Annotated in this window: 22 protein-coding genes; 8 read left to right on the forward strand and 14 right to left on the reverse strand. The window is 71.3% G+C overall.

Going from position 1 to position 21940, the window contains the following annotated elements; genetic code table 11:
• Positions 1 to 171 precede the first annotated feature (171 nt).
• Together SALPAC6_RS0105270 and ybaK are read left to right on the forward strand one after the other, a co-directional pair.
• The gene (locus tag SALPAC6_RS0105270; protein ID WP_018252402.1) at positions 172 to 1401 is read left to right on the forward strand and encodes a class I SAM-dependent methyltransferase; all 1230 of its coding nucleotides are present in this window, start codon (positions 172 to 174) and stop codon (positions 1399 to 1401) included.
• A 9-nt stretch (positions 1402 to 1410) separates the two neighbouring features.
• Entirely contained in the window at positions 1411 to 1893 is a 483-nt protein-coding gene (gene ybaK, locus SALPAC6_RS0105275) for a Cys-tRNA(Pro) deacylase (RefSeq protein ID WP_026189341.1), read from the forward strand.
• A 146-nt stretch (positions 1894 to 2039) separates the two neighbouring features.
• On the opposite strand, the gene SALPAC6_RS0105280 is transcribed toward ybaK, so the two are convergent.
• Positions 2040 to 2777 (reverse strand): ABC transporter permease, encoded by a 738-nt coding sequence (locus SALPAC6_RS0105280; protein ID WP_018252404.1) that lies wholly within the window; start codon positions 2775 to 2777, stop codon positions 2040 to 2042.
• On the reverse strand, positions 2758 to 3669 hold the full coding sequence (locus SALPAC6_RS0105285) for an ABC transporter ATP-binding protein (protein ID WP_018252405.1): 912 nt from the start codon (positions 3667 to 3669) through the stop codon (positions 2758 to 2760). The genes SALPAC6_RS0105280 and SALPAC6_RS0105285 overlap by 20 nt, the downstream gene beginning before the upstream one ends.
• A gap of 84 nt (positions 3670 to 3753) precedes the next feature.
• On the opposite strand from SALPAC6_RS0105285, the gene SALPAC6_RS0105290 reads away from it, so the two are divergent.
• From SALPAC6_RS0105290 to SALPAC6_RS0105310, 5 genes are all read left to right on the forward strand, one after another.
• Positions 3754 to 4344 (forward strand): TetR/AcrR family transcriptional regulator, encoded by a 591-nt coding sequence (locus tag SALPAC6_RS0105290; RefSeq protein ID WP_018252406.1) that lies wholly within the window; start codon positions 3754 to 3756, stop codon positions 4342 to 4344.
• A gap of 199 nt (positions 4345 to 4543) precedes the next feature.
• Positions 4544 to 5635 (forward strand): sugar ABC transporter substrate-binding protein, encoded by a 1092-nt coding sequence (locus SALPAC6_RS0105295; protein WP_018252407.1) that lies wholly within the window; start codon positions 4544 to 4546, stop codon positions 5633 to 5635.
• Positions 5636 to 5739: 104 nt separating this feature from the next.
• Positions 5740 to 6555 carry an ATP-binding cassette domain-containing protein gene (locus tag SALPAC6_RS0105300; protein WP_018252408.1) on the forward strand — a complete coding sequence of 272 codons (816 nt, stop codon included), beginning with the start codon at positions 5740 to 5742 and terminating at the stop codon, positions 6553 to 6555.
• Positions 6552 to 7814, forward strand: a complete 1263-nt coding sequence (locus SALPAC6_RS0105305; RefSeq protein ID WP_018252409.1) for a sugar ABC transporter permease — start codon at positions 6552 to 6554, stop codon at positions 7812 to 7814. The genes SALPAC6_RS0105300 and SALPAC6_RS0105305 overlap by 4 nt, the downstream gene beginning before the upstream one ends.
• A 63-nt stretch (positions 7815 to 7877) precedes the next feature.
• Positions 7878 to 9059 carry an ROK family protein gene (locus SALPAC6_RS0105310; RefSeq protein WP_018252410.1) on the forward strand — a complete coding sequence of 394 codons (1182 nt, stop codon included), beginning with the start codon at positions 7878 to 7880 and terminating at the stop codon, positions 9057 to 9059.
• A 33-nt stretch (positions 9060 to 9092) separates the two neighbouring features.
• Here SALPAC6_RS0105310 and SALPAC6_RS0105315 read toward each other — a convergent pair whose 3' ends face one another.
• The 11 genes from SALPAC6_RS0105315 to glmS form a co-directional block, all read right to left on the reverse strand.
• The gene (locus SALPAC6_RS0105315; RefSeq protein WP_018252411.1) at positions 9093 to 9347 is read right to left on the reverse strand and encodes a hypothetical protein; all 255 of its coding nucleotides are present in this window, start codon (positions 9345 to 9347) and stop codon (positions 9093 to 9095) included.
• Entirely contained in the window at positions 9344 to 10408 is a 1065-nt protein-coding gene (tsaD, locus tag SALPAC6_RS0105320) for a tRNA (adenosine(37)-N6)-threonylcarbamoyltransferase complex transferase subunit TsaD (RefSeq protein ID WP_018252412.1), read from the reverse strand. The genes SALPAC6_RS0105315 and tsaD overlap by 4 nt, the downstream gene beginning before the upstream one ends.
• The gene (gene rimI / locus SALPAC6_RS0105325; protein ID WP_026189342.1) at positions 10401 to 10892 is read right to left on the reverse strand and encodes a ribosomal protein S18-alanine N-acetyltransferase; all 492 of its coding nucleotides are present in this window, start codon (positions 10890 to 10892) and stop codon (positions 10401 to 10403) included. The genes tsaD and rimI overlap by 8 nt, the downstream gene beginning before the upstream one ends.
• Positions 10889 to 11566 carry a tRNA (adenosine(37)-N6)-threonylcarbamoyltransferase complex dimerization subunit type 1 TsaB gene (gene tsaB / locus SALPAC6_RS0105330; RefSeq protein WP_018252414.1) on the reverse strand — a complete coding sequence of 226 codons (678 nt, stop codon included), beginning with the start codon at positions 11564 to 11566 and terminating at the stop codon, positions 10889 to 10891. The genes rimI and tsaB overlap by 4 nt, the downstream gene beginning before the upstream one ends.
• A 55-nt stretch (positions 11567 to 11621) precedes the next feature.
• Positions 11622 to 12323 carry a uracil-DNA glycosylase gene (locus SALPAC6_RS0105335; protein WP_018252415.1) on the reverse strand — a complete coding sequence of 234 codons (702 nt, stop codon included), beginning with the start codon at positions 12321 to 12323 and terminating at the stop codon, positions 11622 to 11624.
• A 152-nt stretch (positions 12324 to 12475) separates the two neighbouring features.
• Positions 12476 to 12985 (reverse strand): tRNA (adenosine(37)-N6)-threonylcarbamoyltransferase complex ATPase subunit type 1 TsaE, encoded by a 510-nt coding sequence (gene tsaE, locus SALPAC6_RS0105340; protein ID WP_018252416.1) that lies wholly within the window; start codon positions 12983 to 12985, stop codon positions 12476 to 12478.
• Positions 12982 to 14076 carry an alpha/beta fold hydrolase gene (locus SALPAC6_RS0105345; protein WP_018252417.1) on the reverse strand — a complete coding sequence of 365 codons (1095 nt, stop codon included), beginning with the start codon at positions 14074 to 14076 and terminating at the stop codon, positions 12982 to 12984. Before SALPAC6_RS0105345 ends, tsaE begins: the two co-directional genes overlap by 4 nt.
• Positions 14073 to 15191, reverse strand: a complete 1119-nt coding sequence (gene alr, locus SALPAC6_RS0105350; RefSeq protein ID WP_018252418.1) for an alanine racemase — start codon at positions 15189 to 15191, stop codon at positions 14073 to 14075. The genes SALPAC6_RS0105345 and alr overlap by 4 nt, the downstream gene beginning before the upstream one ends.
• A 21-nt stretch (positions 15192 to 15212) precedes the next feature.
• Positions 15213 to 16718, reverse strand: coding sequence for an NAD(P)H-hydrate dehydratase (locus SALPAC6_RS0105355; protein ID WP_026189343.1), 1506 nt, complete (start codon positions 16716 to 16718; stop codon positions 15213 to 15215).
• A gap of 44 nt (positions 16719 to 16762) precedes the next feature.
• A complete protein-coding gene (locus SALPAC6_RS0105360; protein WP_018252420.1) occupies positions 16763 to 17131 on the reverse strand; it encodes a holo-ACP synthase in 369 nt (122 codons plus the stop codon).
• Positions 17132 to 17257: 126 nt separating this feature from the next.
• Positions 17258 to 19171 carry a glutamine--fructose-6-phosphate transaminase (isomerizing) gene (gene glmS / locus SALPAC6_RS0105365; protein ID WP_018252421.1) on the reverse strand — a complete coding sequence of 638 codons (1914 nt, stop codon included), beginning with the start codon at positions 19169 to 19171 and terminating at the stop codon, positions 17258 to 17260.
• A gap of 162 nt (positions 19172 to 19333) precedes the next feature.
• Between glmS and SALPAC6_RS0105370 the strand changes: the two genes are divergently transcribed.
• Positions 19334 to 20521, forward strand: coding sequence for a pyridoxal phosphate-dependent aminotransferase (locus SALPAC6_RS0105370; RefSeq protein ID WP_018252422.1), 1188 nt, complete (start codon positions 19334 to 19336; stop codon positions 20519 to 20521).
• 5 nt (positions 20522 to 20526) lie between these two features.
• Here SALPAC6_RS0105370 and glmM read toward each other — a convergent pair whose 3' ends face one another.
• Positions 20527 to 21882 carry a phosphoglucosamine mutase gene (gene glmM / locus SALPAC6_RS0105375; RefSeq protein WP_018252423.1) on the reverse strand — a complete coding sequence of 452 codons (1356 nt, stop codon included), beginning with the start codon at positions 21880 to 21882 and terminating at the stop codon, positions 20527 to 20529.
• Positions 21883 to 21940: the final 58 nt, after the last annotated feature.

Genomic DNA, 21940 nt, shown 5'->3' on the forward strand with positions numbered 1-21940 from the left:
TGGCACCCTCAGGTTGAGAGTGCTAATCGCAGGTTATTCCTCGGCTAGCACTCCGTCAAGGAGAGTGCCAACGAACCGCCCAACGCGTCGCGCGGACGAGTGAGGTGGGCCGGCGCGCGGCCGGCAACACCCCGACTCCGGTCCCCACGGACCGGCCGGAAGAATGGCGGGGTGGACCTGGGACAGCTGGCGCAGCTCCGTACCCCGGCGGGGTCGGCAGTGCTCGCGGCGGCGACCACGGTGGCCGGGGGTGACCCGCTGGCCGCGGCGGCGGCGCTCCGCTCCGCCGGGTTCCCGGCCGACCTGGCCGCGGCGGCGCTGACCCAGGCCGAGCTGCGCCGTCGCGCGGTGGGCAAGTGTGGTCCGGGAGCGGCCGACATGTTCTTCACCCGGGCCGGCCTGGAGCAGGCCACCCGCCAGGTGGTGGCGCGGCGCCGCGCCGAACGGATGCGCACCGGTGGTGTCCGCGCCCTGGCCGACCTCGGCTGCGGAATCGGTGCCGACGCGCTCGCCGCCGCCCGGGCCGGGATCCGGGTGTACGGGGTGGAGGCCGACCCCCTCACCGCCGCGATCGCCACCGCGAACGCCGAGGCGACCGGACTCGCCGAACGCTTCACCGTCAACCAGGGGGACGCGGCCACCTTCGATCTCAGCCAGGTGGACGGAGTCTTCTGTGACCCCGCCCGCCGGGCCTCCGGTCGACGGATCTTCGACCCGAACGCCTACTCCCCACCGTGGGACTTCGTGCTCTCGCTGACCGAACGGGTGCCGCGGACGGTCGTCAAGGTGGCACCCGGCCTGGACCACGCACTGATCCCACCCGGCGCGGAGGCGGAGTGGGTCAGCGTCAACGGCGACCTGGTCGAGGCCGCCCTGTGGTGCGGCGAGTTCGCGACGGTGGCCCGCCGCGCGACCGTGCTGCGGGAGGAACCGCCAACCAACACCACCGGCCGGGTCGGACCCCTCACGCACCGCACGAGGGCGCACGAGCTGACCAGCTCCCGCGTCGCCGAGGCCCCGGTCGGGCCGGTCCGCCGCTACGTCTACGACCCGGACCCGGCGGTGGTCCGCGCGCACCTCGTCGCCGAGCTGGCCGGCGCCCTCGACGCCACCCTCGCCGACCCGACGATCGCCTACCTGTACGCCGACACTCCCACGCCGACCCCCTTCGCCCGCTGCCTGGAGATCACCGACGTGCTGCCGTTCTCGCTGAAGCGGCTTCGTGCCCTGCTGCGCGAGCGGCGGGTCGGCCGGGTGGAGATCCGCAAGCGGGGCTCGGCCCTCGAGCCGGAGAAGCTCCGCCGCGACCTGCGGTTGACCGGTGACCTGCCGGCCAGCCTCGTGCTGACCCGGGTGGACGGCGCCCCCACGGTGCTGATCTGCCGTCCCGGCCCGGGCTAGGCTGATGGTGTGGCGCGACGACAGGTGACGCCGGCGACCACGCTGCTGAACCAGCGGAGAGTCAGGTACCGCACCCATCCGTACGACGTCCCGGCGGACGCCCCGAACTACGGAGCACTTGTCGCGGCGACGCTCGGCCTGCCGCCGGACCGCGTGTTCAAGTCACTGGTAGCCGTGGTCGACGGTGCGCTCACCATCGTGGTCGTCCCGGTGACCGGCGAACTCGGCCTCAAAGCCCTGGCCGCCGCGGTAGGCGCCAAACGGGCCGGGCTGGCCGACCGGGCAACGGCCGAACGCGCCACCGGGTACGTACGCGGCGGCATCAGTCCGCTCGGACAGCGGCGCAACCTGCCGACCGTGCTCGACGAAAGCGCCCTGCACCACGAGACCATCTACGTCTCGGCTGGCCGCCGGGGGCTCCAGCTAGAACTGGCCCCGCAGGATTTGGTCACCCTCACCGACGCCCGAACGGCACCGGTCGCCTCCACCTAGACCAGCGGACAACCCGCACTCTGGCCCGGTGTCCTAGCCGGATGCGGGCTGATCGCGCCACCCTCCCGAAGCGCCGGCTACGTCCGACGCGGTCTGGCGGCTTGCCGCCCAGGCCTGTCCGCGAGTGGACCGGCGACCGGCCCGGCTCAGGCTCGTCGGGTCATGATGTGCAGGGTGGCGGCGAAGCCGAGGGCGCACCACGCGGCCAGGACCGCGTACGGCGCGGCCGAGACGCCCTCCGGGCCGGCGGTGAGGGAGTCGCGAACCACCTGCGCCATGTGCTGGAACGGCAGCACCTGGTGGACCGTCTGCAGCCACTCCGGGAGCCGGTCGGCGGGGAAGTTGATCGGCGAGAACATCAACGCGATGAAGACGATGAGCTGGGTCACCATGTTCGTCACCGGTGGCGCGGCCGCGTAGGCGATCGCGAGGCCGACGGTGGTCGCGGCGAGCGCGACCAGGACCGCGGCGGGTACGGCCAGCCAGCTCACCCGAAGGGTGAGATCAAAACGCAGTACCGCGACCAGTAGCCCGAGGAGCAGTCCCGGCGCCCCGACGACCAACCAGGTGGTGACCTCCGAGACCACAACCGCGGTCCGCGGTACGGGCAGTGTCTGGTTGTAGGTGAAGGTGCCCTCGGTCTTCGCGGTGGCGACCAGTTGCGGTGCCATCACCATGCCGATCGTGATCAGGCCCAGGGTCGGCGCCCCGGTGGCGAGGTAGCGCGCGGTGGCCGAGTCGATCTGCGGCAGCAGGAAGGCGAACCCGAGGACGATCCCCACCGAGAGGAAGATCTGGACGACCAGCACCAGCGAGAGCAGGTAGCGCAGCCGGATCGCCGACCAGCGCAGCAGGAGCAGGTAGCTACGAAACCAGTGTCGCATCAGGGTTGGTCTCCGGGTTCGCGGTCAGGGTGAGGTAGAACTCTTCGAGGCCGACGGGGTTGAGCGAGAAGCGGCTGGTCATCGACGTCGCCCAGGCCACCGCGAGCTGCGCGTGCTCCGCGGCGAGGGTGATGGTGAGCCGGTCGCCCGCCCGGCTGGTGCGCAGCGCCCAGGCGGGCACGGTCGGTGCGGCGGTCCCGCTCATCTCCAGACGCAACTGTCGGTCCGGGGCCAGCGCGGCCGGCGGGCCGGTGGCGGTGACCCGGCCGTGGTTGAGGATCACCACCGTGTCGATCACCCGTTCGGCCTCGGCGATGTTGTGGGTGACCAGGACGACTCCGTGCCCCGCTGCCGCCAGTTCCCGAACCTGTGCCCAGAGCAGGCGCCGGCGGGCCGGGTCCACGTCGTTGGTGGGTTCGTCCAACATGACCAGCCGGCCCGGCTCGACGACCGCCATGCAGAACGCGGTGAGCCGCCGCACCCCGCCGGAGAGGCGTTCGCCGGGCTGGTCCGCCCACTGCTCGATGTCCAGGGCAGCGAGCAGTTCGGTGGTCCGACGTCGCACCGCCCGGCGGTGACCACCGCGGATCCTGCCGATGCTCTCGATCGCCTGGCGGACGGTGACACCGGTGAGCGGGGCGTGGGCCTGCGGCTGGAACGAGCAGACCGAGCGCGCCCAAGCGGGCTCGGCGACCGGGTCGCGGCCGAGCAGGGTGATCGTGCCGCCGGTTGGTCGAGCCAGGCCGACGACCTGGTTCAGCAGGGTGGTCTTGCCGGCGCCGTTGTGTCCGAGCAGGCCGAGGAGTTCACCGCCGGCTACCGCCAGGCTGATGCCGTCGTTGGCGCGCACCCCACGGCGATAGACCTTGGTCAGGTTGTTGATGTACAGCATGAGACTCCGAATACTGATTAGTATCTGGATACCAGACGGTATGTAGATACTGGGTCGTATGTCAATGGGGTAGGTTCGGTACCCATGGCGGAACGACTCACCCGGGCACAGCGACAGGAACTCACTCGGGCCCGCCTACTGGACGCCGCGGAGGCCCGGTTCGGCGACCGCGGGATTCACCAGACCTCACTGGATGAGATCGCCGCCTCCGTCGGCCTGACCAAGGGCGCCATCTACGCGAACTTCAGCAGCAAGAACGACCTCATCGCGGCGATCCTGGAGCGCAGGGTCGGCGGCCACGAAGAACCGCACCCGATCCAGTCCCTGGCCACCTGGGCGGCTCGCCTCGGCGACAGCTACGAGTCCAACGTGGACAGGGACGAGAACCGCCGCTTCGCGCTGGCGCTCATCGAGTTCTGGCTCCACGGCATGCGCAACGAACCCGCGCGAGCGCTCCTGGCCCGATGGCTCCAGACCGCCCGCGAAGCCACCGCCCAGGACGCCGCCACGCTGACCGGCGCCGACCTCCCCCTCCCCGCCGACCAGCTGGCCACCCTGCTCCTGGCGCTCGACATCGGGGTGGGCCTCCAGCGCCTACTGGACCCCGAGTCGGTGCCGGCCGAGGTCTACACCGCCGGCGTCCAGGCGATTCTGGGGCGCGAACACCCGGAGTGACCCCCGCGCCGGTGACCGCACCGGGCAAGGACACGGCAGACCGGGCCCGTCACAGCCCAGAGACCACGACGTTGCCGAATTGTTACTGCCGACAACAAACTCATGACCTCGACACTCTTGTGCCCTCCGGGGATCGCGGAATACGTTGCCGGGCACAACAAACCATCCCCCAATCCCCCACCTGGAAAGGACCCTGCAGATGCGCAAGGGTTTCCTCGCCGCTGCCACCGCCGGCCTCCTGGCCACCGGCAGCATGGCGGCCTGTGGCGACAACTCCGCCGACGAGGAGTCGGCCGGCAAGACCCCCAAGGTCGGCGTGATCCTCCCGGACAGCAAGTCCTCCGCCCGCTGGGAGGGCGCGGACCGCACGTTCCTTGAGGAGGCGTTCAAGGAGGCCGGTGTCGAGGCCGACATCCAGAACGCGCAGGGTGACAAGACCCAGTTCCAGACCATCGCCGACCAGATGATCACCCAGGGGGTCACCGCCCTGATGATCGTCAACCTGGACTCCGGCACCGGCAAGGCCGTCCTGGACAAGGCCAAGTCGCAGGGGGTCGCCACCATCGACTACGACCGCCTGACCCTCGGCGGCTCGGCGGAGTACTACGTCAGCTTCGACAACGAGGCCGTCGGCAAGCTCCAGGGCGAGGGCCTCGTCACGTGCCTCACCGACGGCGGCGTGCAGAACCCGTCGATCGTGTACCTGAACGGCGCGCCGACCGACAACAACGCCACCCTGTTCAAGAACGGCTACGACTCGGTCCTCAAGCCGAGGTTCGACGCCGGGGAGTACCAGCAGGTCGCGGACGACTCCGTGCCGGACTGGGACAACGCGCAGGCCGCCACCATCTTCGAGCAGCAGCTCACCAAGTCCGGCGGCAAGATCGACGGGGTGCTCGCGGCGAACGACGGGCTCGGCAACGCCGCCATCTCGGTGCTGAAGAAGAACAAACTCAACGGCAAGGTCCCGGTCACCGGCCAGGACGCCACCCCGCAGGGCCTACAGAACATCCTCGCCGGTGACCAGTGCATGACCGTCTACAAGGCGATCAAGCAGGAGGCCCAGGCCGCCGCCGAACTGGCCATCTCGCTGGCCAAGGGGGAGCGGAAGGAGACCGGCCAGACCGTCACGGACCCGGAGAGCGGCCGGGATGTTCCCGCTGTGCTGCTCACCCCCCAGGCGATCTACAAGGAGAACGTCAAGGACGTCATCGCCGACGGCTTCGTGACCAAGGACGAGGTCTGCACCGAGGCGTACGCCGAACTCTGCGCAAGCGCCGGCATCAGCTGACCTCCGCCGTGGCCGTCGCCCGGCACGGGCCATCCCGTGCCGGGCGACGTGTCGCCGCATCCGGTGGTACGACGATCTCCCCTCACGTGCGTTAAGGAGTCCCCGTGTCCGCGACCCCCCTGCTGGAGCTGCGCGGGATCGACAAGAGCTTCGGTCCCGTCCAGGTCCTGCGTGATGTCGCTTTCTCCGCCTTCCCCGGGCAGGTGACCGCGCTGGTCGGCGACAACGGCGCCGGCAAGTCCACCCTGGTCAAGTGCATCAGCGGCATCTATCCGACCGATGCCGGCGAGTTCCTCTTCAACAGCCGCCCGGTGAGCATCCACAACCCCCGCGACGCCGCCGCACTCGGTATCGAGGTCGTCTACCAGGACCTCGCGCTCTGCGACAACCTCGACATCGTGCAGAACATGTTCCTCGGCCGGGAGAAACGGCACGGCCTCGTGCTCGACGAGCCGACCATGGAGCAGATGGCTGCGGACACGCTCGCCGGGCTCTCCGTCCGCACCGTCAAGTCGTTACGCCAGCAGGTTTCCAGCCTCTCCGGAGGACAGCGGCAGACCGTGGCGATCGCCAAGGCGGTGCTCTGGAACAGCAAGGTCGTCATCCTGGACGAGCCGACCGCCGCACTTGGTGTCGCGCAGACCGCGCAGGTGCTCGAGTTGGTGCGCCGACTGGCCGACAACGGCCTCGCAGTCGTGCTCATCTCCCACAACATGAACGATGTCTTCGCCGTCTCCGACCGGATCGCCGCGCTCTACCTGGGCCAGATGGTCGCCCAGGTGAAGACCACCGACATCACCCACGCCCAGATCGTTGAGCTGATCACCGCCGGCCGCTCCGGTGCGCTCGGGCTCAGCGCGGGCAACGGATCGAACGACACCGGCGGGGAGCCCGCCGCCGCCCCGGGAGCCGCCCGATGACCAGCACCGCCCTCCCCGACCAGGAATCCCCGGCCACCCCCGCCGCCGTGCCCACCCTCACCAGCCACGTGCGCGGCTATCTCAGCCGGGTGCGCGGCGGGGACATCGGTGCCCTACCCGCCGTTCTCGGCCTGATCGTGCTCTGCACCGTCTTCGCGATCATGCGGCCGTCGTTCCTCACCGCCGCTAACTTCGCCAACCTGTTCACCCAGGGAGCAGCGGTCACGCTGATCGCCATGGGGCTGGTCTTCGTCCTGCTCCTCGGCGAGATCGATCTCTCCGCCGGCTTCGCCAGCGGAGTCTGTGCCGCGGTGCTGGCCAACGTGGTCACCGTCCTCGGCTACCCGTGGTATGTCGCGGTGCTCGCCGCCGTCCTCACCGGAGTACTGATCGGCAGCATGCTCGGGATACTGGTCGCGAAGATCGGCATTCCGTCCTTCGTGGTCACCCTCGCCGGCTTCCTCGCCTTTCAGGGCATCGTGCTGTTGCTGATGGAGGAGGGCAGGAACATCTCGGTCCGTGACCCGGTGCTGGTGGCGATCGCGAACCGCAACCTGCCACCGGCCCTCGGCTGGGCCCTGGCCGGGCTCGCCGTCGCCGGCTACGCCGCGGTCCAGGCGATGCGGTACCGCACCCGTGCGGCCCGGGGCCTGGTCACCGACCCGCTCACCGTGGTCTTCGCCCGGGTCGTCGGGCTGGCCACCGTGCTCGGCGCGACGGTCTATCTCCTCAACCAGGAACGCAGCTTCAACGTTCTGATCAATTCGCTCAAGGGAGTACCGATCGTGGTGCCGCTGATCGCGGTACTGCTGATCACCGGGACCTTCGTACTGCAACGCACCAGCTATGGCCGACACATCTACGCGGTCGGCGGCAACAAGGAAGCAGCCCGCCGGGCCGGCATCAACGTCGACCGGATCCGCATCTCCGTCTTCGTGATCTGCTCCGCGATGGCCGCGATCGGCGGCATCGTCGCCGCCAGCCGGGCCAACTCGGTCGACCCGAACACCGGTGGCAGTAACGTACTGCTCTACGCCGTCGGCGCAGCGGTGATCGGTGGCACCAGCCTCTTCGGCGGCAAGGGTCGGGTCCTCGACGCGGTGCTCGGCGGTGCGGTCGTCGCGGTGATCGACAATGGGATGGGGCTGATGGGCTACAGCTCAGGGGTCAAGTACGTGGTAACCGGCGTGGTCCTACTCCTCGCCGCCAGTGTGGACGCGCTGTCCCGACGCCGGGCCGCCGCCAGCGGCGGCCGATGACCGGGCCGGCCCGACCAGACCGCCGCCACCGCCCCGCCACGCACTGAGGAGCAGTACGCCGCGATGCGCGCAGGACCGAGCCAGGACGAGATCCGTCGGCAGAACCTCGGAGCGTTGCTGCGGTACGTCCACATGCACGGGGCGACGTCCCGGGCCGAGCTAACCACCACGCTGGGGCTGAACCGCAGCACCATCGGCGCACTCACCACCGACCTCGCCGCGGCCGGCCTGGTGAGCGAGGGGGCGCCGAAGGAAACCGGCCGGGCCGGGCGACCGTCACTGGTCGTCCGGCCCGAGTCGGCCCGGGTGTACGCGTACGCGTACAGCATCGAGGTGGACCGGCTGCGGGCCGCGCGGATCGGTCTCGGCGGCGGGGTGCTCGACCGGCGGGAACTGGCACGTCCGCGCGGCATCACCGCCGCCGAGGCCGCGCCGTTGCTGGCCCGGGCGGCGCGGGAGATGCAACAGTCCGTGCCCGCCGACGCGATCTGCGTCGGCGCGGGCGTCGCCGTCTGTGGCCTGGTCCGCCGGGACGACGGACTGGTCCGGCTCGGCCCCACGATGGGCTGGGTGGACGAGCCGATCGGTGCGGCGATCGGCGCCGAGCTGGGGCCGGGCGTTCCGGTCGTCGTCGGAAACGTCGCCGACGTGGCGGCCTTCGCCGAGCACACCCGCGGCGCCGCCACCGGCTGCGACAACCTGATCTACCTGTACGGCGATGTCGGCGTCGGTGCCGGCATCATCACCGGTGGGCGTCGGCTGACCGGACACGGCGGCTACGGCGGCGAGGTCGGGCACATGGTGGTCCGGCGGGACGGCACCCGCTGCGAGTGTGGGTCGCGCGGCTGCTGGGAGACCGAGATCGGCGAGCACGGTCTGCTGCGCGCCGCCGGCCGCTCCGACACCCAGGGCCGAGACGCGGTGTTGGCCGTCTTCGAGGCTGCCGACCGGGGTGATGCCCGAGCCCAGACCGCGGTCCGGACTGCCGGCGACTGGCTCGGCTTCGGCGTGGCCAACCTCGTCAACATCTTCAACCCGGAGTTGGTCATCTTCGGCGGTGCAATGCGGGACCTCTACCTGGCCGCCGCGGCCCAGGTGCGCAGCCGGCTCAACGCCAGCGCACTGCCCGCCTGCGTGGAACACGTCCGGCTGCGCACCCCCAAGCTCGGCGACGACGCCGCCCTGATCGGCGCGGCCGAACTCGCCTTCGAACGGCTCCTCGCCGACCCGCTCGACGTCAGCTGAGCCCCGTCCTCGGTGGAGTTGATCGACGCCGGGTCAGCGATCGACCGGCGTAAAGTCCCAGGAGTGCGGGGGACGCGCGAGCAGGGTCACCGGCGGGTCGGGCAGGGGACGGGGGTTGCCCCGCCACTTCGAGATCACCACGACCCGGTGATCGGTGGAGGAGAAGACCTCGCTCGAGACGTACAACGGGTCGTGTTCGAACTCCGGCAAGGCGGTCTCGCACACCCAGGTGATCAGATCGGCCATCCCGTACGGCTCGGCCCGTACCTCCCACATCCGCACGATCATGTCCACTCCTCCCCGGTAACACTGACTGTCGTCAGTGGCATCGCCGAATCGGCGGGCAGGTCCAGGCGGCTCGGCGCGACACCGGCGGCGACCAGGTGTGAGCCAAGCGCGGCGACCATCGCGCCGTTGTCCGTACACAACGTCGGACGGGGCGTTCGCACCCGGATGTCGTATTTCGCCGCGCGCTGCTCGGCCATCGCCCGCAGCCGCGAGTTGGCCGCCACCCCGCCCCCGATCACCAGGGTCTGCACCCCGTTCGACCGGCAGGCATCCAGTGCTTTTCCGATCAGCACGTCGCACACCGCCTCCTGGAAGGAGGCGGCGACATCGGCAACCGGGATCGGCTCGCCGGCCCGCTGCCGACGCTCCACCCAACGCGCCACCGCGGTCTTCAACCCAGAGAAGGAGAAGTCGTAGCGGTGCGCTGCCAGGTCCTTGGCCGCGGTCAGCCCGCGGGGGAACGCGATGGCCGCCGGATCGCCGGCGCAGGCCTCTCGATCGATGTACGGGCCACCGGGGAAGGGCAGCCCAAGAAGGCGGGCGACCTTGTCGAACGCCTCGCCGGCCGCGTCATCGATCGTGGCGCCGAGCGGGGTGACACCGTGGGCCAGGTCGTCAACCAGCAGCAGCGACGAGTGCCCGCCCGAGACCAGCAGGGCGATCGCCGGCTCGGGCAGCGGCCCGTGTTCCAGCGTGTCCACCGCAACGTGCGCCGCCAGGTGGTTTACGCCGTACACCGGCTTGTCGGCGGCGACCGCGTAGCCCTTGGCCGCGGCGACCCCGACCAGCAGCGCCCCGGCCAGACCGGGACCGGAGGTTACCGCGATCGCATCCACGTCGGCGAGGGTCACGCCCGCCTCCGTCAACGCCCGCTCCATCGTCGGGACGATCGCCTCCAGGTGGGCCCGGCTGGCCACCTCCGGCACCACCCCACCGAACCGGGCATGCTGCTCGACGCTGCTGGCCAGCGCGTCGGCGAGCAGGGTATGGCCCCGGACGACACCGACCCCGGTCTCGTCGCAGGACGTCTCGATCCCCAGGACCAGGGGTTCGTCAGCCATCGGTCAACTCCTCGTCCCGGCGCATGACCAATGCGTCGGTGTTGCTCGGCTGGTAGTACCCACGCCGCACGCCGATCGCCTCGAAGCCATGCGCCGCGTAAAGCTTCTGCGCCGGGGCATTGTCCGCGGCCACCTCCAGGAGAGTGCCGCGGACCCGTAGTCGCGCCGCCTCGGCCAACAACGCACGCAACAGCAGCCGCCCGACCCCCCGCCGCTGCGCTGACCGGCAGACGGCCATGTTCTGCACCCAGGCCTCCTCGCCGGCGACAGCGGTGAGCCCCGCGTAGCCGAGCAGGGCTCCCCCCTCGGTCGCCACCAGGTAGTGGTGCCCGTTGGCGAGTTCGTTCCAGAACATGGCGGCTGACCACTGCTCGACACCGAAAAGGTCCGCCTCGATCGGCAACACCTCGGCAATGTGCCACCAGCGAAACCGCTTTAGCTGGAGGCGGCTCCCGCCGCCACCCGGTTCGCCGCCCCCACTCACGGCAGGACCGGCTTGCGGCCCGCCGCCGCGACCGCGTCCGGGCGTCGCAGGTAGAGCGGGGTGAGTGGCTCACCGGGGGCGCCGGCGGCGATCCGCTCCGCCGCGAGCTGCGCCAGCGCCACCGGCATCGGGTAGCGGGGCTCGTCGGCGGCCGGCAACTCCAGCGTCGCCGCGTACCGGTGCGCACCGTCGCCGATCACGGCGACAACCGCCAGGTCACGGGCGCGCGCGGCAGCGACCTCCGGAGCGGAGACCTCGGGGCCAACGATCCGTTGGCCGGCCCCGTCGTACACCGCCCAGTAGATCTCCCGACGGCGCGCATCGGTCGCCGCCAGGACCGGCTCGCCAGCGGCGGCCGGGAAACCGATGCCGTCCAGCGAACAGACCCCGTAGGTCGGCACGCCGAGCGCCTGCCCCATCGTGGCGGCGGTGACCAGCCCCACCCGCAGCCCGGTGAACGGGCCCGGTCCGAGGCCGGCGACGATCGCACCGAGAGCGGAGGGGCGCGCCCCGAGATCGGCCAGGACCGCGTCCACCTGTGGGGCGAGCAGCTCGCCGTGGGCGCGGGCGTCAACGGCGCAGCGCTGCGCCCGCACCTCGACGCCGGCCGCCGTGACCTCCACCAGCGCGGCGATCACCGCGGGGGTCGAGCTGTCCACCACCAGTACGAGCACGGTGAACCAGCCTAGCCGCCCGGCTGGCGGACCCGGCCCCGCCCCGGCGAAGCGATCAGCCGGCGGCGCGTTCCCAGTCGATCGTCGGCAGACCGGCGTCGGCGAGCGCCTTGTTGGTCGCGCTGAACGGGCGGCTGCCCAGGAACCCCCGCGGGTTCATCGGGCTGGGGTGTCCCGCTTCCAGCACCACGTGGCTCGGGTTCGTCACCAAAGTCGCCTTCTTTCGGGCATACCCGCCCCAGAGCAGGAAGACCACTCGGTGCTCCACCGCGTTCAGCGCCCGGATCGTCGCGTTGGTGAACTCCTCCCAGCCGCGGTTGGCGTGCGAGCCGGGGCTGGCCTCGCGGACCGTCAGCACCGAATTGAGCAGCAGCACCCCCTGCTCGGCCCAGCCACCCAGATTTCCACCGGCCGGCCTCGGCACGCCCAGGTCGGCACCGAGTTCCTTGAAGACGTTGCGCAGTGAGGGTGGTGTCGCCACCCCCGGGCGGACGCTGAAGCTCAGCCCGTGCGCCTGCCCGGCCCGGTGATAGGGATCCTGGCCGAGGATCACCACCCGGGTCTCCGTCGGCGGGCAGAGCTGGTAGGCCGAGAAGAGGTCCGCCACGGGCGGGAAGACGGTCTGGGTGGCGTACTCCTGCGCGACGAAACCGGCGAGCGCCGTGGTGCGGGCCGGGTCGAGCTGCGGAGCGAGCGCGGACCGCCACCCCGGTGGCAGCAGGGACAGCAGGTCCAGGGCGGGTGCGTCGTCGGGCATCAGGGGCCTTTCCGGTCGGGGCGTCCCGCGCACTCTAGTCGCCGGTGGTGACATCGCCGGCCGCCTCCGGCGTGCCACCGGACGACGCTACTCCGGGTCGCCACGTCGAGCCCACCAGGACGACCGACTCCCATGCGGGTCCGTCGACTCGGTCAGCTGTCGATGAATCCGGGGGTGCCGGTCAACCGCGCGCTCCAGTCGCCACCGACCGGTTCCAGGTCGACCAACCGGGTGTCGTCGTCCCGACGGTCGATCCGGACCCACAGGTGCGCGGCGACGAGCTGTTCGGCGAGCCCTTCGCCCCACTCGACCACGGTCACCGCCTCGTCCACCGACGCGTCCAGGTCCAGGTCGTCGATCTCGGCGCGGGGGTCGGTCGCATCGCCCAGCCGGTACGCGTCGGCGTGCACGAGGGGTACCGAGCCGCCCCGCGCCGGATCGGGCTGGTGTACCCGCGCGATCACGAAGGTGGGGGAGGTCACTGCCCCGGTCACCCCCAGACCAACGCCGATGCCCTGGGTGAGGGCCGTCTTGCCGGCACCGAGGGGACCGGTCAGCAGCAGCAGGTCCCCCGCCCGGAGGAGGCCGGCCAGCCGGCGGCCGAAAGCCTGCGTGTCGGCGACGGTCGGCAGGGTGAATCGGATCGGCCTTCCGGGGTTCACAGCTCCTCCAGGAACCGGGTCAACGCCACGTTCACCTCGTCGGCGTGCTCCAACATCACCACATGCCCACTGTCGGGGATCTTGACAAACTGGGCGTGCGGCAGCCGACGGACGATCTCCTCCGAGTGCGCCACGGGCGTGATCATGTCTTTCTCCCCGACCAGCACCAGCACCGGCGCGCTGGCGAGCGCCGCCAACGCCGGAAACCGGGAGTGGGTGGCGAGCGTTCGCAGGTAGCGGGTGACGGTGTCGGCGGAGGTACGGGAATTCATCTCCTCGACGTAGGAGACCAGAGCCGGGCTGGGATGACCGGTACCGAAGCCATACCGGCGGGTGAGCAGCCAGGCCACGTTGGAGGTGGACCGACGCGCCCGGTCGATCACCGGGCTCCCGTAGCGGGCGGCGTTGCTCATCATGTGCAGCACCGGCGCACCGACCCGTCCCAGCAGCGCCGGGGCGACCAGCTTGGTCTCGGCGAGCAGCCCGCCCGAGGTGGCCAGCAGCACGGTGCCCACCACCCGGTCCCCGAACAGCTCCGGGAAGAGCTCCGCGAACGCCATGATGGTCATGCCACCCATCGAGTGGCCGACCAGCACCAGCGGGCCCTCCGGCGCGGTCCGGTCGATCACCGCGCGCAGCGTCCGACCGAGCGCGGTCAGGTCGTACTCGCCGGTCTCCAGCTGGCCGGAGCGTCCGTGCCCCGGCTGGTCGTACGCCACGATCCGGTGCTCGCCCCGGGCCGCGAGCAGCTGACGCTGGAAGTGGAAGGTCCCCTGGTCCAGGCAGAATCCGTGCACCAGCACGACAGTGGGGTTCCCGCTGACCGGCCGGGCCGGCTCGACCACCTCCACGTGGATGTCGGTGCCGTCCGGCATCTCCACCTGCAACGCCTCGTCGAACCGCTGGGCACCAAAGTCCTCGCCGGCGTACCGGTCGGTGGGGTCGGCCTTCAGCCGACGGACCAACGCGCGTTCGGTCGCGACGCCGGCGACGAGACCGGCGGCCGCGACACCGACGGCGGCCAACGCGCCGATCGCGGCCCGGGGGTGGCTGGCCCGGGGCAGCGGAACCCGGAACCGGGACGACGTCACGGCCGCTCGCCGTCGTAGCAGCGGGGCACCCGGGTGCTGCCGAATCGGGTGACGATCTCGTAGTTGATCGTGCCGACCGCCTCGGCCCAGTCGTCGGCGGTGGGCTCCCCGTTCCGTCCGGTACCGAAGAGGGTGGCCACGTCTCCCGGCGCGACCGGATCGTCGCCGCAGTCGAGCACGAACTGGTCCATGCAGACCCGGCCGGAGATGGTTCGCCGGACGCCACCGAGCTGCACCGGGCCGCTGTTGGACGCATCCCGGGGGACCCCGTCGGCGTACCCGAGTGGAATCACGGCGAGATTGCCTGCCCGTTCAGTGGTGTACGTGTGGCCGTAGGAGACCCCGGCCCCCGCCGGGACCTGCTTGGTGAGCATCACGCGGGCCCGGGCGGTCATGGCCGGCCGCAGGCCGAAGCGCTCCCCGGCCACCGGCGAGAGCCCGTAGATGGCCAGCCCGGGACGGACCAGGTCGAAGTGGGCGTCCGGCCGGGTCAGCGTGGCCGCCGAGTTGGCCAGGTGGCGGTAGCGCGGGCGCAACCCCGCCTTCTCCACCATGCTCAGCCCCTCGTGGAAGACGGCGAGCTGCCGGTCGGTGGTCGGGTGTCCGGGCGCGTCGGCGTAGACGAAGTGGCTCCACACCCCCACCACCTCGACCGCGCCGTCAGCCTGCGCCTTCGCCGCGGCATCGAGCAGTCCCGGCCACTCCGACACGGTCGCGCCACCCCGGGACAGCCCGGTGTCGATCTTCAGGTGCAGTCGGGCTGGACGCCCAGCCACCCGGCTCGCCTCGACCATCTCGTCGAGCTGCGCAGTGCTGGCCGCGCCGAGATCAACGCCGGCCAGCACGCCTTCGTGCAACGGCAGGCCCGGCGCGAGCAGCCAGGCCAGGATCGGCACGGTGATCCCTGCCCGGCGCAGGGTGAGCGCCTCGTCGAGGGTGCAGACACCGAGCCAGTCGGCACCACCATCCAGCGCGGCGCGGGCGGCCGGGACCATGCCGTGGCCGTACCCGTCCGCCTTGACCACCGCCATCAACTCGGCGGCGCTACCGGAGCGCAACCAGCTCACGTTCTCACGGATCGCGTCAAGGTCGACGCGTACCTCGGCCTGCCACATGCCCCCAGCCTACTGAGTTGATCAGAAGTTGGGCCCGGCCCAGGTCGATCCGCCGACCCACCCGAGCCGGGCCAGCACCGGACGCAGGGCGGCGGCGACATCGGGCGAGGCCACCGGGCCGCCCTGCGCGGCCTCCCGGCCGGCGAGACCGTGCAGGTAGGCCGCCGCGGCGGCGGCCCGCTCCGGGGCGAGACCCGCGGCGAGCAACGAGCCGAGCAGCCCGGCCAGCACGTCGCCCGTACCGCCGGTGGCCAGGGCCACGGTCCCGGTCTGGTTGACATAGGCCCGGCCGTCTGGAGTGCCGATCACCGTCCGGTCGCCCTTGAGCAACACCACCACGTTCATCCAGGCGGCCAGGCGCAACGCGGCAGCGACCCGGTCGTCGCCGGGAGTCTCGCCGCAGAGCCGGCCGAACTCCCGATCATGCGGGGTGACCACGACCGGGGCGTCCCGCCGCCGGAGCTGGTCGGCGAGGGAGCCATCAACGAGCAGGGTCAGCGCGTCCGCGTCGAGCACCGCCGGCACCGGTGCCGCGAGCACCGCCCGCAGTTCACCCGCCGCCTCGTCACCGGTGCCCAATCCGGAACCGCAGACCCACGCCTGCACCCGACCGGCATCGGCGACCCGGTCGGTAGCGATCACTGACGGGTGTTGGCGCAGCACCTCCGCCCGGGCGCTGCCGGCGTAGCGGACCAGACCGGTCGGACCGGCCAACGCACCGGCGACCGAGAGCACCGCGGCGCCGGGGTAGACGGCCGAGCCGGTGGCCACACCGACCACGCCCCGGCTGTACTTCTCCGCCGCCGGTCCGGGCCGGGGCCACCAGTCGGTCACATCCGCCCGCTCGGTCACCTGCAGCGCCGCGGTGCCCCGCAGCCAGGGCTCCAGCCCGATGTCGACCAACTCCACCTGGCCGGCCAACGGCGCCGCCGCTCCCACCACCAAAGCCGGCTTCAAGGCGCCGAAGGTCACCGTAACGTCGGCGTGGATCGCGGCCGGCTGACCAGCCGCGGTCAGCGGCACCTGCCCGGTGTCGACCGACACCCCGCTCGGCACGTCCACCCCGACCACTGTCGCCCGACCACCGGCTCGCCCGCGACATTGCGCCAGGCCCGCCGCGAGCTGCGCTGCCGGTGCCCGGAGCCCACCGCTACCACCGATGCCGACGATGCCGTCGAGCACCAGGTCCACCCGGGCCGGTGGGCGGTCAACCAGCCGACCGCCGGCGGCCCGAAACGCCGCCAACGCCTCGGCGTGCGCCCGGTCCGGAGCCAGCAACAGCGCCGACACCGCCGCCCCGCGCCGGGCCAGCCGGGCACCGGCGAAGAGCGTGTCGCCGCCGTTGTCGCCCGAGCCGACCAACAGCAGTACCGGGGCGCCGTAGACACCACCCCGGTCGGCGAGGAGAAGCGCACAGCGGCGGGCGAGCCCCGCCGCGGCCCGCTGCATCAGCGTCCCGGGCGGGAGCGTCGCCAGCAAGCCCGCCTCGGCGGCGCGTACATCCGCCACCCGCCACACCGGTCTCATCCCACTCCGTCCCCGTGCCCGACTCGACCGGGGCACGCCACCGATCAGCGTTCCGCGACCACCATGGCCGACGCGATCCCCCCGTCGTGCGACAGCGACAGGTGCCATCGGTTGGCCCCCCGCTCGACCGCCGCCGCCGCGACCGTGCCGGAGACGGTCAACCACGGCCGGCCATCCGGATCCGGCACGATCTCGCAGTCGTGCCAGCTCAGCCCGCTCGGTGCACCGAGCGCCTTGGCCACCGCCTCCTTCGCCGCGAAGCGGGCGGCGAGCGACTCGGGCGAACGGGGGTTACCAGAACGGGTGTACCGCTCGGCCTCGGTGAAGAGCCGGTCGGCGAGCAGCGGCGTCCGGGTCAGCGCACGAGCGAACCGCTCCACCAGGACCACATCGATGCCGACCCCGACGATCATGCACTCACCCTACCGGTGCGCTGCCCCGCGCATACTGCCGTCGCCTCCACTCGGGACGCCCCACCGGGCCGCCAGGCGTGGCACGTCGGCCCGCATGCCCACCGCGCTCCCGGCGGCCCTCGGTACTCACTCGACCGTAACGGACTTCGCCAGGTTTCGGGGCTGGTCAACGTCGTGACCCCGGGCAGCGGCGATCTCCGCGGCGAAAGCCTGCAACGACACGGTGGTCACCAGCGGCGCGAGCAGAGTCGGCGTGCGCGGTACGTAGATCAGGTGGTCGGCGTACCGGACGACAGACTCGTCCCCCTCCTCCGCGATCACGACGGTCCGGGCACCCCGGGCCCGCACCTCCTGGATGTTGGAGACGATCTTGTCGTGCAGCATGCCGCGGCCGATCGGCGACGGCACGATGCAGATCACCGGCGTGCCCTCGTCGATGAGCGAGATCGGGCCGTGCTTCAACTCGCCCGCGGCGAAACCCTCGGCGTGCATGTACGCCAGTTCCTTGAGCTTCAGCGCACCCTCCAGGGCCACCGGGTAACCGACGTGTCGACCGATGAAGAGCACGGTCGGCTCGGACTTCAGGTCGCGGGCCAGCTCCCGTACCGGCTCGATCCGCCCCAGCAGCTCGCGCAGCTTGCCCGGCACCTCCTGGAGCTGGGACACCACCGCAGCGACCTCGTCGGCGAACTTGATCCCGCGCACCTGGGCCAGGTGCAGGCCGATCAGGTAGCAGGCGACGAGCTGGGTCAGGAACGCCTTGGTGGAGGCGACCGCGATCTCCGGTCCACCGTGGGTGTAGAGGACCGCGTCGGACTCCCGGGGAATGGTCGAGCCGTTGGTGTTGCAGATCGCCAGCACGCGCGCCTTCTGCTCCTTGGCGTGCCGCAGCGCCATCAGGGTGTCCATCGTCTCGCCGGACTGCGAGATCACCACAATGAGAGTGGACCGGTCGAGGACCGGGTCGCGGTAGCGGAACTCGCTGGCCAGCTCCACCTCACAGGGGATCCGGGTCCAGTGCTCGATCGCGTACTTCGCCACCATTCCGGCGTGGTAGGAGGTACCGCAGGCGACGATAAAGATCTTGTCCACGTCGCGCAGGTCCTGATCGCTGAGGCGTACCTCGTCGAGCATGATCTCGCCGGTCTCGGTGAGCCGGCCCAGCAGCGTGTCGGCGACGGCCTGTGGCTGCTCCGCGATCTCCTTGAGCATGAACCAGTCGTAGCCGCCCTTCTCCGCGGCGGAGGAGTCCCAGTCGATGTGGAAGTCCTTACCGGTGGCGGGCTGGCCGGCAAAGTCGGTGATCTCGATGCTGTCGGCGGTGATCAGGACGATCTGATCCTGACCCAGCTCAGTCGCCTCCCGGGTGTGCTCGATGAACGCCGCGACGTCGCTCGCCAGGTAGTTCTCGCCGTTGCCCCGGCCGACGACCAGGGGCGAGTTACGCCGTGCACCGACCACCGCGCCCGGAACACCGGCATCCACAGCGAGCAGGGTGAAGGCGCCCTCCAGACGCTGACAGACGACCCGCATGCCGGCGGCGAGCAGCTGCGGTCCCTCCGGATGCCCGGCGGAACGCAGGTCGGCAAGGGCCGCGGCGAGCAGGTGGGCGGTGCACTCGGTGTCGGTGTCGCTGACGAACTGGACCCCGTCGGCCTCCAGCTCGGCGCGCAGCCTCGCGAAGTTCTCGATGATGCCGTTGTGGATCACCGCAACCCGTCCGTCCGGGGAGAGGTGCGGGTGGGCGTTGCGGTCGGTGGGGCCACCATGGGTGGCCCAACGGGTGTGGCCGATCCCGGTGACCCCGTCTCCGATCCCGATCGGGGACGCGGCACAGGCCTCCGGATCCCGTGCGGACCGCTCGGCGAGGATCTTCTCCAGGTTGGCCAACTTGCCGGCCTTCTTCTCCGCCAGCAGCTCATCCGCGCAGATGATGGCGACCCCGGCCGAGTCGTAGCCGCGGTACTCCAGCCGTCGCAGCCCATCGAGCACAATGCCGAGCGCCGGACGCGCACCGGCGTAACCCACGATTCCACACATGGGTGGCAGCCTAACCCAGTTTCACTCATCGGTGGTGCGCGAAAGGTGGGTAAACAAGCAGCTACTTTGAGCGAATAGCGCAAGTGGTTACCTAGCGTCACGAACGACGATCGGTGACCGCAGCGGATGGAACCGACACGGACAGTCCGTAGGCTGGCAGACGTGACGACCACCCACGTCGATCCCCTGGTAGCCCGAATGCGCCCCTTCGGGACGACGATCTTCGCCGAGATGTCCGCCCTCGCCAGCCGTACCGGGGCGGTCAATCTCGGGCAGGGCTTTCCGGATACTGACGGCCCGCCCGAGATGCTGACCGCGGCGGCTGAGGCGCTGCGCGGCGGGCAGAACCAATACCCGCCCGGGCCCGGCCTCCCCCTGCTCCGCGCCGCCCTGGCCGCACACCAACAGCGGTTCTGGGGCCTCGAGTACGACCCCGACGGCGAGATCGTGGTGACCGCGGGCGCCACCGAGGCGATCGCAGCGGCGATCCTGGGCCTTTGCGAGCCCGGCGACGAGGTGGTCTGCTTCGAGCCCTACTACGACTCGTACGCCGCCTCGATCGCGCTGGCCGGCGCCCGCCGACGCCCGGTGACGTTGCGGCCCGGGGCAGCCGGCCGGTACGTGATGGACCCGGACGAGCTGCGCGCCGCCTTCGGGCCCCGCACCCGGCTGGTGCTGCTGAACTCACCGCACAACCCCACCGGCAAGGTCTTCACCCCCGCCGAACTGAGCCTGGTGGCCGAGCTGTGCCGCGAGTACGACGCGTACGCGGTCACCGACGAGGTCTACGAACACCTCGCCTTCACCGACGCCGCCACCGGCCACGTGCCCCTCGCCACGCTGCCCGGAATGCGGGCGCGAACGCTGCGGATCTCCTCGGCCGGCAAAACCTTCTCCTGCACCGGCTGGAAGGTCGGCTGGGCGAGTGGCCCGGCGTCGCTGGTGTCGGCGGTGCTGCGGGTCAAGCAGTTCCTCACCTTCGTCAACGCCGCGCCGTTGCAACCCGCGGTCGCGGTGGCCCTGGGCCTGGGCGAGCGCTACTTCACCGAGTTCCGGGCCGGGATGCAGGCCCGCCGGGACCAGCTCGTCGCCGGCCTCGCCGACGCCGGGTTCGGCGTCGGGCCACCGGAGGGCACCTACTTCGTCACCGCCGACGTGACACCGCTCGGCGCCCGGGACGGGGTGGAGTTCTGTCGCGCACTGCCGGAACGCTGTGGCGTGGTCGCGGTCCCGACCCAGGTCTTCTACGACGACTCGGAGGCCGGTCGGCGGCTGATCCGGTTCGCCTTCTGCAAGCGCCCGGAGGTGCTGGCTGAGGCCGTCACCCGGCTACGGCAGCTGGCCCGATGAGCGGGTCAGCTGACCGGGCTGGCGGTGCGGACCTGCTCGGCGATCCGCTCGGCCACCGCACGCGCCGTCGCCTCGGTACCGGCCTCCACCATCACCCGGACCAGTGGCTCAGTGCCCGAGGGGCGCAGCAGGACCCGCCCGGCATCGCCCAGTTCGGCCTCGGCCCGCGCGACCTCGGCCCGTACGGTCGGAGCCGCCGCCCCGACCGTACGGTCAGCGACCGGCACGTTGATCAGAACCTGAGGCAGCGGAGTAACCACGGCTGCCAGCTCGGCCAGGGACGTGCCGGTCCCCGCCATCCGGGACATCAGGTGCAGGCCGGTCAGCACGCCGTCGCCGGTGGTCGCGTGGGCGGGCATCACGATGTGCCCACTCTGCTCGCCACCGAGCGCCAGGCCGGAGGCGCGCAGCTCCTCCAACACGTAGCGGTCACCGACCTTCGTCTCGACCAGCCGAATCCCCTCCCGCGACATGGCTATCCGCAGGCCGAGGTTGCTCATCACGGTCGCCACCAGGGTGTCGGCGGTGAGCGTGCCGGCCTCCCGCATCGCCAGCGCGAGGATCGCCATCACCTGATCGCCGTCCACCTCGACACCGTCGGCGGTGACCGCCACGCAACGGTCGGCGTCGCCGTCGTGGGCGATGCCGAGCTGCGCGCCGTGCTCGACGACGGCCTGCCGGAGCGCCGCCACGTGGTTGGAACCGCACTTGTCGTTGATGTTGAGGCCGTCGGGCTCCGCGTGGATCGCGACCACCTCGGCGCCGGCCTCCCGGTACGCCGCCGGGGCCACCTCGGCGGCGGCGCCGTTGGCACAGTCCACCACCACCTTGATCCCGTCCAACCGGTGCGGCACGGTGCCGACCAGGTGCTGCACATAGTGGTCGGCACCGTCGAGCAGGTCGTGGACCCGGCCGACACCCGCCCCGACCGGACGCTCCCAGACGGTCGTCGCGTTCGCCTCGACCGCCGCCTCGATCTTCATCTCGATCTCGTCCGGTAGCTTGTGCCCGCCCGCGGCGAAGAGCTTGATGCCGTTATCCGGCATGGGGTTGTGCGAGGCGGAGAGCATCACCCCGATGTCGGCCTTGGCCTCCGCGGTGAGGAATGCCACCGCCGGGGTCGGCAGGACACCGACCCGTACGACGTTCGCACCGGCACTGGTCAGCCCGGCCACCACCGCGGCCTCCAGCATCTCGCCACTGGCCCGGGTGTCCCGGCCGACAACGGCCAACGGGGGGTGGCTCCGATCCGCCTCAGCGAGGGTGTGCGCGGCGGCGACCGCCACCGCGAGCCCCAACTCGGGCGTGAGATCCGCGTTCGCCCGTCCCCGTACCCCGTCCGTGCCGAACAACCGACCCATTCCCGCCAAACCTCCGATACGACTACCGATGGTGAAAAACGGAACGGCCGGGCCACCT

The sequence above is a fragment of the Salinispora mooreana genome, assembly GCF_000379065.1.
GTDB lineage: Bacteria > Actinomycetota > Actinomycetes > Mycobacteriales > Micromonosporaceae > Micromonospora > Micromonospora mooreana.

Excerpts from the sequence above, each read along its gene's own strand:
- SALPAC6_RS0105280 (WP_018252404.1), bottom strand. The coding sequence starts at position 2,777 with ATGCGACACTGGTTTCGTAGCTACCTGCTCCTGCTGCGCTGGTCGGCG.
- SALPAC6_RS0105285 (WP_018252405.1), bottom strand. The coding sequence starts at position 3,669 with ATGCTGTACATCAACAACCTGACCAAGGTCTATCGCCGTGGGGTGCGC.
- SALPAC6_RS0105290 (WP_018252406.1), top strand. The coding sequence starts at position 3,754 with ATGGCGGAACGACTCACCCGGGCACAGCGACAGGAACTCACTCGGGCC.
- SALPAC6_RS0105295 (WP_018252407.1), top strand. The coding sequence starts at position 4,544 with ATGCGCAAGGGTTTCCTCGCCGCTGCCACCGCCGGCCTCCTGGCCACC.
- SALPAC6_RS0105305 (WP_018252409.1), top strand. The coding sequence starts at position 6,552 with ATGACCAGCACCGCCCTCCCCGACCAGGAATCCCCGGCCACCCCCGCC.
- SALPAC6_RS0105310 (WP_018252410.1), top strand. The coding sequence starts at position 7,878 with ATGCGCGCAGGACCGAGCCAGGACGAGATCCGTCGGCAGAACCTCGGA.
- SALPAC6_RS0105315 (WP_018252411.1), bottom strand. The coding sequence starts at position 9,347 with ATGATCGTGCGGATGTGGGAGGTACGGGCCGAGCCGTACGGGATGGCC.
- tsaD (WP_018252412.1), bottom strand. The coding sequence starts at position 10,408 with ATGGCTGACGAACCCCTGGTCCTGGGGATCGAGACGTCCTGCGACGAG.
- SALPAC6_RS0105335 (WP_018252415.1), bottom strand. The coding sequence starts at position 12,323 with ATGCCCGACGACGCACCCGCCCTGGACCTGCTGTCCCTGCTGCCACCG.
- alr (WP_018252418.1), bottom strand. The coding sequence starts at position 15,191 with ATGTGGCAGGCCGAGGTACGCGTCGACCTTGACGCGATCCGTGAGAAC.
- SALPAC6_RS0105355 (WP_026189343.1), bottom strand. The coding sequence starts at position 16,718 with ATGAGACCGGTGTGGCGGGTGGCGGATGTACGCGCCGCCGAGGCGGGC.
- SALPAC6_RS0105360 (WP_018252420.1), bottom strand. The coding sequence starts at position 17,131 with ATGATCGTCGGGGTCGGCATCGATGTGGTCCTGGTGGAGCGGTTCGCT.
- glmS (WP_018252421.1), bottom strand. The coding sequence starts at position 19,171 with ATGTGTGGAATCGTGGGTTACGCCGGTGCGCGTCCGGCGCTCGGCATT.
- glmM (WP_018252423.1), bottom strand. The coding sequence starts at position 21,882 with ATGGGTCGGTTGTTCGGCACGGACGGGGTACGGGGACGGGCGAACGCG.